Genomic DNA, 11630 nt, shown 5'->3' on the forward strand with positions numbered 1-11630 from the left:
CTTATCCGCCGCCCTCACTGAGAATGAACCATGACGGTCTACCTGAGGTCCCTGGAAACTGCTGTCCCGCCCACCGTATTGATTCAGTCCGAGGCCCGCGACGTGTTTGCCGCCCAGCCGGGGCTCAGCCGGCTCGGCTCCCGGCTGGTGAGCACCTGCTTCGACTCCGCCGCCATCGACACCCGCTACACCGCAGTCGGGGAGCTCACCACCGGCAGCCGGTCGGAGAATCCGCAGTTCTTCGACCCCGCCACCGGCCTGCTGCTGAGCCCCAGCACCAAAGTCAGGAACGACATCTTCGCGGCCGAAGCCAGCAAGCTCTTCATCGAGGCGGCGGACAAGGCGCTGGCGGCCTGCCAGGGCATCGAAGCCCGCGAGATCACCCACCTCGTCACAGTGTCCTGCACCGGCTTCTTCAACCCCGGCCCCGACTACAAGATTGTCCGTGCGCTCGGGCTGAACCCCTCGGTCCAGCGCTACCACCTCGGCTTCATGGGCTGCTACGCCGCCTTCCCGGCACTGCGCGCGGCCAAATCGTTTTGCGACGCGGACCCGGAGGCCGTGGTGCTGGTGGTCTGCGCCGAACTTTGTTCCCTCCACGTCCGGACCTCCAACGACCCGGACACGATTATGGGATCCGCGCTGTTTGCCGACGGCGCGGCGGCCGCCATCATCAGTGCCCGCGACATCCCGGACCAGCCGGCCCTGCTGACCCTGGACCACTTCGAAACGGTCCTGACCCCGGTGGGCGAGGAAGCGATGGCGTGGAACATCGGCGACGAAGGCTTCGAAATGGTCCTCGGCACCTACGTCCCGCACATCATCGACGACCACATCATCGGCGCCCTCGAACCGCTCCTGTCCCGGGATGCCTCGCTCCTCGGACTCCCCTACCGCGACATCCGGCACTGGGCCATCCATCCCGGCGGCCGCAGCATCCTGGACAAGGTGCAGTCCAGGCTGGAGCTCAGCGACGAACAGCTGATCCCGGCGCGCGAAACGCTGCGGAACTACGGCAACATGAGCAGCGCCACCGTGCTCTTCGTGATCCGGCACATCCTCGACCTTCCCGCGCCCGGCGCTGGCACCGACGGCGCCGACACCGGCGGTGCGCTGGCAGCCGACGACGAGGGCGGGGAACGCATCTGCTCGATGGCATTCGGCCCGGGCCTGACGGTGGAGACCGCGCTCTTCACCAAGATCACGGCACCACGGGCGGCCAGCGGTGAGGCCGACCTGCAGCGCCCCGGCGTGCCCCGGCCGGCATCGGCCCTGGCCTGAGCACCGGCGCCATGGTGCTGCTGCGCACGCGTGCCCTGGATGCCGTTGAGGAGATGGACCGGCCCGACTGCGATCCTGCCAGGCTGGAACGGACCTACGCCCAGTTCGCCCTGGTGAACCGCGCTGTGTCCGGCTGGAGGGGCATCTACCGGCAGCAGATCAAGCCGCTGCTCTCCGCGGAGTCGGCCACCACGTTGCTGGACATCGGTTGCGGCGGCGGCGACGTCCCGGTGCTGTTGTCCCGCTGGGCGGCCCGGGACGGGCTGCGACTGGAGATCACTGCGATCGATCCGGACCCACGGGCCGCTGCGTTTGCGGCCGCCCGGCGCACCCGGGGCGGCGTGACGTTCCGGCGGCAGACAGCGGCGGAACTGCTCGGCGAAGGTGAGCGCTACGACGTCGTCGTCTCCAACCATGTGCTGCACCACCTGGACGCCGGCGCGCTGGCTGGCTTCCTTGCCGAATCGGCCGCACTGAGTGCCGGGACGGTGATCCACAACGACCTCCGCCGCAGCCCGGCCGCCTATTCGCTGTTCTATGCGGGCGCCTTGCCGTTCCGGGGCTCCTACATCCGGCAGGACGGCCTGACGTCGATCCGGCGCAGCTACACCTCGGCGGAACTGCGCGCTGCGGCTCCCCCGGGCTGGGCCGTGGTGGCCCGCGCCCCGTTCCGCAACCTGCTGATCCTGGACAGGGCGCGGGGGCGGAGTGCCGGGGCGGGACCATGACCGACGCCGCGACGGACGTCGTGATCATCGGCGGCGGTCCGGTGGGGCTGTTCATGGCTGCCTTGCTGCTGCAGCGGGGGCTGCGGGTCGCGGTGCTCGAACAGCGGACCGGGCCGGAACCGCACTCGCGGGCCATTGGCATCCATCCGCCGGCACTCGATGCCCTGCGGCACGTCGGCGTGGATCAGGAGCTCGTCCGCCGAGGCGTCCCGATCCGGCGCGGCATTGCCCTCAACCGCGGCACCATGCTGGCCGAAATGTCCTTCGCCCGGGTGTCCGAGCTGTTCCCGTTCGTGCTCTCCCTGCCGCAGGGTCGCACCGAGGCGGTGCTGGAGGGGCGGCTGCAGGAGCTCGACCCGGACGCGCTGCGCCGGGGCATGCGGGTGGAGGGGCTGCACGACGACGGCCGGCAGGTCACGGTACAGGCCTGCCTGGGCGGACGGTCGGTGAGATTCGCGGCTCCCCTCGTGATCGCCGCGGACGGGGTCCGCTCCGCGGCCCGGGCTGCGCTCGGCGTGCCCCTGCGGCGCCGGGACTACCCGGACCGCTACCTCATGGGCGACTTCGCCGACGGCACCGGACTTGGTCCGGATGCGGCGCTGTTCCTGGCCAGCGGCGGGATCGTCGAGTCGTTCCCGCTGCCGGGGAAGCTGCGCCGCTGGGTGGTTCGCCTCGGTCCGGCCGGGGCTCCGGCAGGGAGCTCGGCCGACGCCGCTTGGCTGGCACGGGAGGTCCGGCGACGGACCGGCGTCGGCGTCGACCCCGGCAGCAACAGCATGCTCAGCGGCTTCGGCGTGCGTTCCCGACTGGCCCGCCGACTGGTGGTTGGCCGCTGCATTCTGATCGGGGACGCGGCACACGAGATCAGCCCGATTGGAGGTCAGGGCATGAGCCTGGGCTGGCTCGACGCCCTGGCGCTGGCACCCCTCGTGCCGGAGCTCATGGCTGGCAACCGCAACGGCCTGCCGGCGTTCGAACGGCAGCGGATGCGCCAGGCCGCCAGAGCGGCGCGGCAGTCGGAGATCAACATGGCGCTGGGCCGGCCGCTCCGCGAAGGCCCGCTGACCGCACGCAACAGTGTCTTGGCCGCCGCGGCGGCCGTCCCGGCCGTCAACAGCTTCGTGGCCCGCCGGTTCACCATGCAGTAGCCGGGGCGGGAGCCCTCAGTGCGGCGTGTAGTAGCAGTCGTAGCTGTGCTGGCTGATGATCCGGCCGTCGCGCACCTCGAACACCGAGGCGGTCCGGGCCCGGATTTCGTCGCCCTTGTCCCAATGCGGTAGATCCATCAGCACCGTCGCGGACCACTCGGCCTCCAGGACCACCCGGCCTCCCTCGCACGTGCTGCGCTGGACTTCGAAGCGCTGCCCGGAAACGATTTCGCCGCTGTGCTCGGCACCGTCGAGGACCTGGTCCCGGTTGCGGGTGGACCCCCCGGGAGCGAGCAGGTGGGGTGCCTCGGTCAGGACGTAGTCTTCGGCCAGGAAGGGGCCGAGCGCCTCCGCGCCGCCGCCGGCTTCGATGGCCCGGAGCAGGCCGAGCACGCAGTCCAGGGGTATCGGTGTCATGGACCGAGACTAGCCGAACTGCGCCCCAGGCGTGCCGGCCGCGGTGCCGCGGCCTAGACTGACCGCATGGGTAGCCTTCCCCCGACGCTCCGGTGGTCCGCCGCAGTGCTGGTCGTCCTGGCGGCGGCATCGTGCAGTCCGGGCACGGGCCCGGCAGCAACCGGAAGCGGAGCGACGCCGGCGGCTTCCGGAAGCGGACCGCTGACCGCGGAGATCAGCCAGTTCCGCGACAACTACAGCAAGCGGATCGTAGAGATCCAGCTGACCAACACCACCGGCGAGGCGGTCACCGTGCTCGCAGCCGGTCTGCGGAGTCCGCTTTTTGCTGACGGAATCCACTGGACCTCGGCGGCAGCGGGGACGGAGCTGCCGCCCGGCCAGACAAAGAGCCTGCCGGCCCGGTTGCCGGCCGCCGCCTGCCCCGATCCTGCGCCGCGATCCAGCCAGGCCGCGCCGTCCGGTTCAAAACCTGTAGAGCCGGGCGCAGTCGTCGAGGTCCGGGTGGCGGCCGCCGCCGGAATACCGGAAAAGACGCTCACCGCACCAGCGGCCGATCCTTTCGGAGTCCTGCCTCGGAACAACGCCGAAATGTGCGTTGCCCAGGCCGCCGCCGCGGTGGCCGGCTTCCGGCTCAGCCCCAGCCTCGAGGTGTCCGCAGATGCCCGAGCTGCCGTCCTGCACCTGGTCATCACCCCGCGAAACCCGGCGGCAGCCGGTGGCGGCGGGACCCTTACGATCGACAGCATCGGCGGGACCACCTTGCTGGAGGAAGACACGAGTGCGCCCTGGCCCAGCGGCCTCCGGGTGGATGCGGCCGGGCCGGTGCACGAAGTGCGGCTCGGCATCCGCCCGGCCCGGTGCGACCCGCACGCCGTGGCGGAGGACAAGGTGGGGACGCTGATTCCGGTGCAGGTCACCGTCGGCGGACGTCGGGGAACCCTGAAGATCGACGCCGGGTCACAACTGCGGGGACGCATTTACGATTTCGTCACCTCAAGGTGCGGTCGCCAGTAGTCTGTTCCCATGTCTTCAGACACGACGAACGACGCAAACACCATCGCCCCCACCGCCGAGATCAGCACCGAGAGCATCCAGGAGACTGTTGAGGAGATCCTGAACGCAGGCGTGCTTCCGCCCATCGTCCAGGTGGGCCACCCGGTGCTCCGGCAGCAGGCGGTGCCCTTCACCGGCCAGCTGGACGACGCCGAACTCAGCCGGCTGATCGATCTGATGCGCAGGGTCATGCACAAAGCACCGGGCGTCGGGCTCGCCGCACCGCAGTTGGGAATCCCCCTGCAGATAGCCGTCCTGGAGGACCGGTTCGACGTCGACCCGGAGGTAGCCGCGGCCCGGGGGCGGGAGCCCCTGCCGTTCTTTGCCATGCTCAACCCGAGCTACGTGCCGCTGGGCTCGGCCAAGAAGGCCTTCTACGAGGGCTGCCTGTCCCTCAACGGCCTGCAGGCGGCAGTGCTGCGGCCTGAATCGGTGCGGTTGGACTTCACCGCGGTGGACGGCACAGCGCAACAGCGGGACTTCACCGGGTGGCAGGCCCGCATTGTCCAGCACGAGACCGACCACCTGCACGGGATCATCTACCTGGACCGGGCCGAGCTGCGCTCCCTGAGCAGCAACGCCGAATACGCCGCCCGCTGGGCCCAGCCGGACATCGAACACGCCCGGCAGGAACTGGGGTTCCTGCCGGACGAGCCGGCCGGTTAGCTTCCCGAGCTTCCTGCCGCGTTGCCTGCGCCGCGCGCCGACGCCGGATTGGCCGCGGTCGGAAGATGCCGTGACCACCACTGCAGGATCTGCTCGAAGCGCTGCCAGCGGTGATGCGGTGTTCCGGACCGGGACAGTTCGTGGTTCTCGCCCGGGAAGACCAGGAAGGCAGCCTCCACGCCTTGCTGCTTGAGGGCAGTGAAGTAGCGCTGGCCCTGCTCCACCGGGCAGCGCAGGTCCTCCTCGCTGTGGATGACCAGGGTGGGAGTGCGCACCTGCTCCACCCGGGCCATCGGGCTTTGCGCCGTCATCTGTTCCGCCGTGCGGCCGGTGTACTCGCCGCCGAAGAACCAGCCGATGTCCGAGGATCCCGTGAAGCTCACCGGATCGAGGAAGCCGCGCTCCACAATGGAGGCCTTGAAGCGGTGGTCGTGGCTGATGGTCCAGGCCGTCAAATAGCCGCCGTAGGATCCGCCCATGATGCCGAGGGCCGCGGCGTCGAGTTCCTCGAACTTCTGCAGCGCCCCGTCCAGGAAGGCCAGGACGTCCTGCATGTCGACGGTGCCCATGCGCTCCTTGATGGAGCGTCCGTGGGCCTGGCCGTAGCCGGCCGAGCCGCGCGGATTGCACATCAGGACGGCGTACCCGGCCGCCGCGTAGACCTGGGCCTCATCGAAGAGCGCACCGGTGAACTGGGCGAACGGGCCGCCGTGGATGTTGAGCAGCACCGGGTGCGGTCCGTCGCCCGCTGGCCGGACCAGCCAGCCGTGCACCGGATAGCCGTCCCCGGACGCGAAGGTGAGTTCCTGCGGGGCGATGATCCGGGCTTCATCGCGCAGCGGCGCCGAGAAGTCGCTCACGACCCGGAGTCGGCCGCCGCTCTCGAGGACTGCCACGTCTCCGGCCGTTTCCGCATCGGCGAAGCTCAGGACCAGCGTTCCTCCGCCCTCGGCAGCGCCGCTAACCACGCGCTCGCCATCGAGCAGTACGCAGCGTTGCCCGGTGGGGCCGAACTCCAACAGTTGTACGGTGCCGCGTGCGTTATTCAGGACCAAGGCGCCCTCTGCGCCGCGCAGCTCAATCCCGCCGCCGCTCAGATCCGTGGTCTCCGGATCGCTCAGCAGGACAGCGTCCCCGCCGCCGGCCGGCAGGACGTAGAGCGCCGTGTTGCGGGCCACGAAGTCCTTGCCCTCGGCGCCGAGGTCCTGCGCCGAGAAGTACAGCCACCGGCCGTCCCGGCTTTGCCGGACGGCGGTGACGGACAGCCGTCCGGTGTCGCCCAGGGGCACGGACTCGGGGCACTCTCCCCCGGCTTGGGGATCAGCCGGAATCCGGTAAATGCCGCTCACCAGGTCCTCGTCGCTGCCATCGTGCAGGGCGGCGGTGAAGTACACGGCTTCGCCGTCGGTGCTGAAGGTGGCACTGTTGTGGTCCGTCGCGGCTGTGGTGAGCTGACGCGCCTCCGGCAGGCCCGCGGCAGCCGTGCCTTCTTCTGCGGCCTTGGCGGCCTTGAGTGCCCGGCCGGCCGGGGCCACCCTCGGTTCCTCGTCCAGGTCCGGGACCGGGATGACGAAGAGCTGCAGGGGTTTATCCGCCGTGTAGCCGACGCCATTCATCCGGTACTGGTAGTCCGTGATCAGCCGGGCATCCTCGCCGCCGGCCGAGACACCGTCGACCGTGCCGTAGCGGCCGTCCTCGGGCGTCCTGGCGCTGAAAACGATGCTGCGCGAATCCGGGGACCAGGTGAAGGCGCTGACGCCCAGCGGCGCATCCGTCAGCACCACGGGCTCGCCGCCCGAGGCCTCCACCACGTGCAGCTGCGGTTTGCCGCCGGCTTCGGCGCGGAGGAACCCCAGCACCTGCCCGTCCGGGGAAAAATCGGGTGCCGTGTCACGGAAGCCGCGGGTCAGCCGGCGCGGTCGCAGTGCCGGATCCACCGGCACGTTCCACAACTGGCCCACGTAGGCGTCGGCGTCGAAATCGGGGCGGACCACGGCCACGACGGCACGGGAGCCGTCAGGGTGCACCGCGGGAGCCGAAACGGACTTGAGCAGGGGAAGATGTTCGGATTTCACGAGTGCGAGCCTAACCGCTGGCGTCCGTGAGGTGAAATACCTCACATCCGCGCGGCGCCGCCGGGAGTTCAGGGCGGCCGCCGGAGCGTGCCGGCCCTACGATTGACTTTATGCCCGCCGCTTCCCTCGCCGCCCTCGTGTGCCCCGTGTGCCGGAGGCCGTTCACGGCAGGCAGCGGTGGGCGCTCCCTGATCTGCGCCGCCGGGCACAGCTTCGACGCCGCCAAGCAGGGATACTTCAACTTCCTGACCGGCAAGGGCACCGTCTTCGAAGCGGACTCCGCGGCGATGGTCGCGGCCCGCTTCGACTTCCTGTCCGCCGGCCACTACCGTCCCCTGGCCGAGGCGGTCGCCGGACTTGCCGCCCCGTTCCTCGCCGAAGCCGGGTCCGCGGTGCTGGACTCCGGGACCGGCACCGGGCACTACCTTCGCGCCCTGCTGGACCGTGTGGCGGCTGCGGCCATCGGCATCGACATCTCAAAATTCGCGCTTCGCCGGGCGGCCCGGCTGAACCCGGAGGCGGTCAACCTCGTCGGCGACGTGTGGCAGCCGCTCCCTGTGGCGGACGACGCCGTCGACGTCGTCACCGTGGTCTTCGCGCCGCGCAACGCGGCTGAGTTTGCCCGGGTGCTCCGGCCCGGCGGCCGACTGATCGTGGTGACTCCCCGGCCCGGGCACCTGGCCGAGATCGCCGGACAGACCGGCATGCTGGGAATCGAGCCGGCCAAGGAGGAACGCCTCGCGGCGACACTCGCCGGGCACTTCCACGCGCACGAAGGGCGGGACCTGGACCTGGACCTGCGCCTGGCGCCCGCCGACGTCGCCAACCTCGCCCTGATGGGGCCCGCCGGGCACCACCTGGACCCTGCCTCCCTGGCCGCCAGGGTGGCAGGACTGCCTGCCCGCACAGCAGTGTCCGCCCGCTTCCGGATCGGCGTTTTCGAACCGTTGCAGTCTCCGCAACAGGCCGCTGAACGATAACGACTTGGCCACGTTCCCGGGCTGGTCCTGGCACCCTGCCCGCGTCCTTGCCGTCCGGCTTAGGATGGACCACGTTAGGGAGGGCCTGTGCCTGCAGGCCCGGCTGCGTGGCTAAGGGGGAATGATGTTCGACTGGCTGGCCGAAAACTGGTGGGCGTTGTGGCTCACGGTCTTCCTGGTGTTTGCCGTGGTGGAGATGCTCACCCTCGATCTGTTCTTCATCATGCTCGGCGGCGGTGCCCTGGCCGGGCTGGTCGCCGCCTTCGCCGGCGCGGACTTCTGGCTCCAGATCGTTGTCTTCAGCGTCGTCTCACTGCTCATGATCGGATTCGTGCGGCCGGTGGCGCTCAAGCACCTTCGCAGCAGCCCGGCCGACCAGCGGAGCAACGTCGAACGCCTGATCGGCGAATCCGCGCTCGTCATGGAACCCGTGAGCGCCAACGGCGGCCTGGTCAAGATCGGCGGCGACATCTGGAGCGCCCGCTCGGAGTCCGGCGTGCTGACTCCCGGGCAGCACGCCGTCGTCAGGTCCATTGACGGTGCCACCGCCGTCGTCGACCCGCAGCCTGAGCCGCAACCGAACCCGTCGCCGGAACCGGAGGCGCTGTAAGGCTGCGACCGTTCTGAGCCGCCTCTCGGGGCACAATCTTCCTGTTGCCGCCACCGGCCGCAGGATCAGCGGCAGCCGGACTGCCGCGCACAGCAAAACCACATAACTGGGGAAAAGGTGATGTATGGATATCGCAGTCGCAATAGTGCTGCTGGTACTCGTTGCGTTCGTAATAATCGTGCTGGTGCGCTCGGTGCGGATTGTCCCGCAAGCGCGCGCCGGCGTCGTGGAACGCCTGGGCAAGTACCAGCGGACATTGAACCCGGGCCTCACCATCCTGATTCCCTTCGTTGACCGGCTCCTGCCCCTCCTCGACCTGCGCGAACAGGTGGTGTCCTTCCCGCCGCAGCCGGTGATCACCGAGGACAACCTCGTGGTGTCCATCGACACCGTCGTCTACTTCCAAGTGACCGACGCGCGGGCCGCTACCTACGAGATTGCCAACTACATCCAGGCCGTCGAGCAGCTCACCACCACCACACTGCGCAACGTGGTCGGCGGGCTGAACCTTGAAGAGGCGCTGACCTCGCGCGACCAGATCAACGGCCAGTTGCGCGGCGTCCTGGACGAAGCGACCGGACGCTGGGGCATCCGGGTCTCCCGGGTGGAGCTCAAGGCGATTGATCCGCCCCACTCCATCCAGGACTCGATGGAGAAGCAGATGCGCGCCGAGCGGGACCGCCGTGCCGCCATCCTGACGGCCGAAGGCACCAAGCAGTCCGCCATTCTTACCGCCGAGGGCCAGCGCCAGTCCTCGATCCTGAAGGCGGAAGGCGATGCCCAGGCAGCCATTCTGCGGGCCGACGGCGAGGCGCAGGCCATCCAGAAGGTCTTCGACGCCATCCACAAGGGCAACCCGGACCAGAAGCTCCTGGCCTACCAGTACCTGCAGACGCTGCCGAAGCTCGCCGAGGGAAGTTCCAACAAGCTGTGGATCATCCCCAGCGAGGTGGGCGAGGCGCTCAAGGGGATCGGCAGCGCCCTTGGCGGCACCAACCCCGACCCGCGCTCGGACGGGCCGTTCGGGACCGCTGCTGCCTCTGCCGCAACGTCGACGGAGCCGACGACGGCCGCGGGTTCCGCGCCGGAGGCCTAGTAGGGGCGCTTCAACCGTAGTTACAGGGAGGCACCCGCTCGGGCGGGTGTCTCCCTTTTTCCTGCCGCTTGTCCCTGCCGCTTTTCCCGCAGCTGCTCTCGGTCGCTTCACCCGACGCGGGAGCGGCTTTACCTGAGGTGCCGCTCCCGCGTATACTTGAGTATTTGTCCGGACGGTTCAGCCTGCCGGAACAATTACGCTTCGCGCGGCGTTATATCTACTGACGATTCCTGCAGTGGGGAACGCCACGCAACAAGTAGTCCGGCGAGGTCCCAGTGGCCCCCGGCTAGCGCAGGGCCCGGCCCTGCGAACCGATCAAAAGGGAGAAAAGATGAGCGATCGCAGCCTGCGGGGTATGCGCCTTGGCGCACAGAGCATGGAGACCGAATCCGGCGTCGAACCGGCTCCGCGCCAGCGGGTCGAGTACCGCTGCGAGGACGGCGAGCAGGTGTTCGTGACCTTCTCCTCCGAAGCGGAGATCCCCCCGGTCTGGGTTTCGAAGACCGGCAAGGAGGCCCTGCTGGTCGACGGCGAACGCCCCGTGAACAGCAACGAGAAGGCCGTCCGCACGCACTGGGACATGCTGCTGGAACGCCGCTCCCTGCCCGAGCTGGAGCAGATCCTCGAAGACCGGCTCACCATCCTGCGCGAACGCCGCGGCGAACGCCGCTCGGCCTAGCAACCGCGCCCACGCACAAAAGGCCGGGCCGGCACCTCGTTGAGGGGCCGGCCCGGCCTTTTGCGCGTCTGAGTCTATTTGCGGCCGAGCTTGCGGCTTAGCGTGTTCCAGCGGGCGGTGAGGCCCCACTTGGTGACGTTGATCATGGCTTCGACCACGATGTTGCCGCTCATCTTCGACGCGCCCAGTTCGCGCTCGACGAAGGTGATGGGACGCTCCACGATGTTCAGGCCCAGCTTGGCCACACGCCAGGCGAGGTCCACCTGGAAGCCGTAGCCCACCGAGTCCACGGAGTCGAGGTTGAGCTTCTCCAGCGTGCTCCGGCGGAAGGCACGGAAGCCCCCGGTGACGTCCTTGATCTTGACGCCCAGCATGATGCGGGCGTAGGTGCTGCCAACGCGGGAGATGGCCTGCCGGTACAGCGGCCAGTTCACGACGCTGCCGCCCGGTACCCAGCGGGAACCCATGGCCAGGTCTGCACCCTGCTCGACTGCTTCTATCAGCTGGGGCAGCTGCTCCGGCTTGTGCGAACCGTCGGCGTCCATCTCGACAAGGATGTCGTAGCCGGCGTCGAGGCCCCACTTGAAGCCGGCGATGTATGCCGCGCCGAGTCCGGCCTTGCCCTCCCGGTGCAGGACGTGGACCTGGCCATCCTCAGCCGCGATTCGATCCGCCAGCTGGCCCGTGCCGTCGGGGCTGTTGTCGTCAACCACCAGGACGTCGGAGGCCGGCACAGCGGTGCGGAGACGCCCGAGGGTCTTGGGCAACGATTCCAGCTCGTTGTAGGTCGGGATGATCGTGAGGACACGCACAGCGGGGCCTTTCCTTGGAGGGAGCGGTCGGAGGGCCGGGACTGTCGGCAGTTAGCCGACGACAGGCACAGCTCCCCATTATAGT

At 69.2% G+C, this 11630-nt stretch carries 12 protein-coding genes; 9 read left to right on the plus strand and 3 right to left on the minus strand.

From position 1 onward, the window contains the following. Nucleotides 1-30 precede the first annotated feature (30 nt). From AB4Y91_RS07305 to AB4Y91_RS07315, 3 genes are read left to right on the plus strand one after another with little or no spacing between them, the layout of a single operon-like run. Entirely contained in the window at nt 31-1281 is a 1251-nt protein-coding gene (locus AB4Y91_RS07305; protein ID WP_441417774.1) for a type III polyketide synthase, read from the plus strand. A gap of 11 nt (nt 1282-1292) precedes the next feature. After that, nucleotides 1293-2009, plus strand: coding sequence for a class I SAM-dependent methyltransferase (locus AB4Y91_RS07310; protein WP_441417775.1), 717 nt, complete (start codon nt 1293-1295; stop codon nt 2007-2009). Beyond that, nucleotides 2006-3157 (plus strand): FAD-dependent oxidoreductase, encoded by a 1152-nt coding sequence (locus tag AB4Y91_RS07315; RefSeq protein WP_441417776.1) that lies wholly within the window; start codon nt 2006-2008, stop codon nt 3155-3157. The genes AB4Y91_RS07310 and AB4Y91_RS07315 overlap by 4 nt, the downstream gene beginning before the upstream one ends. 15 nt (nt 3158-3172) lie before the next feature. Here AB4Y91_RS07315 and AB4Y91_RS07320 read toward each other — a convergent pair whose 3' ends face one another. Next, entirely contained in the window at nt 3173-3574 is a 402-nt protein-coding gene (locus AB4Y91_RS07320; RefSeq protein ID WP_441417777.1) for a nuclear transport factor 2 family protein, read from the minus strand. 66 nt (nt 3575-3640) lie between these two features. Here AB4Y91_RS07320 and AB4Y91_RS07325 point away from each other — a divergent pair, with 66 nt between their 5' ends. Next, nucleotides 3641-4588, plus strand: coding sequence for a hypothetical protein (locus tag AB4Y91_RS07325; protein ID WP_441417778.1), 948 nt, complete (start codon nt 3641-3643; stop codon nt 4586-4588). Between the two features lie 9 nt (nt 4589-4597). Continuing rightward, entirely contained in the window at nt 4598-5293 is a 696-nt protein-coding gene (locus AB4Y91_RS07330) for a peptide deformylase (protein ID WP_441417779.1), read from the plus strand. Here AB4Y91_RS07330 and AB4Y91_RS07335 read toward each other — a convergent pair. Further along, nucleotides 5290-7368, minus strand: coding sequence for a prolyl oligopeptidase family serine peptidase (locus tag AB4Y91_RS07335; protein WP_441417780.1), 2079 nt, complete (start codon nt 7366-7368; stop codon nt 5290-5292). The two genes, AB4Y91_RS07330 and AB4Y91_RS07335, sit on opposite strands and share 4 nt — an antisense overlap. 110 nt (nt 7369-7478) lie before the next feature. Here AB4Y91_RS07335 and AB4Y91_RS07340 point away from each other — a divergent pair, with 110 nt between their 5' ends. From AB4Y91_RS07340 to AB4Y91_RS07355, 4 genes are all read left to right on the plus strand, one after another. Continuing rightward, nucleotides 7479-8348: a methyltransferase domain-containing protein gene (locus tag AB4Y91_RS07340; protein WP_441417781.1), complete on the plus strand. Its 870-nt coding sequence runs from the start codon at nt 7479-7481 to the stop codon at nt 8346-8348. 124 nt (nt 8349-8472) lie between these two features. After that, the gene (locus AB4Y91_RS07345; RefSeq protein WP_441417883.1) at nt 8473-8958 is read left to right on the plus strand and encodes an NfeD family protein; all 486 of its coding nucleotides are present in this window, start codon (nt 8473-8475) and stop codon (nt 8956-8958) included. A 124-nt stretch (nt 8959-9082) separates the two neighbouring features. Further along, entirely contained in the window at nt 9083-10054 is a 972-nt protein-coding gene (locus AB4Y91_RS07350; RefSeq protein WP_441417782.1) for an SPFH domain-containing protein, read from the plus strand. Nucleotides 10055-10385: 331 nt separating this feature from the next. Continuing rightward, complete coding sequence (locus AB4Y91_RS07355; protein ID WP_026266329.1) at nt 10386-10733, plus strand: RNA polymerase-binding protein RbpA; 348 nt, start codon at nt 10386-10388, stop codon at nt 10731-10733. Nucleotides 10734-10807: 74 nt separating this feature from the next. On the opposite strand, the gene AB4Y91_RS07360 is transcribed toward AB4Y91_RS07355, so the two are convergent. Then, the gene (locus AB4Y91_RS07360; RefSeq protein WP_441417783.1) at nt 10808-11545 is read right to left on the minus strand and encodes a polyprenol monophosphomannose synthase; all 738 of its coding nucleotides are present in this window, start codon (nt 11543-11545) and stop codon (nt 10808-10810) included. Nucleotides 11546-11630: the final 85 nt, after the last annotated feature.

It is taken from the genome of Arthrobacter sp. YAF16, assembly GCF_052113385.1.
In the GTDB taxonomy this organism is placed as follows: Bacteria; Actinomycetota; Actinomycetes; order Actinomycetales; family Micrococcaceae; genus Arthrobacter.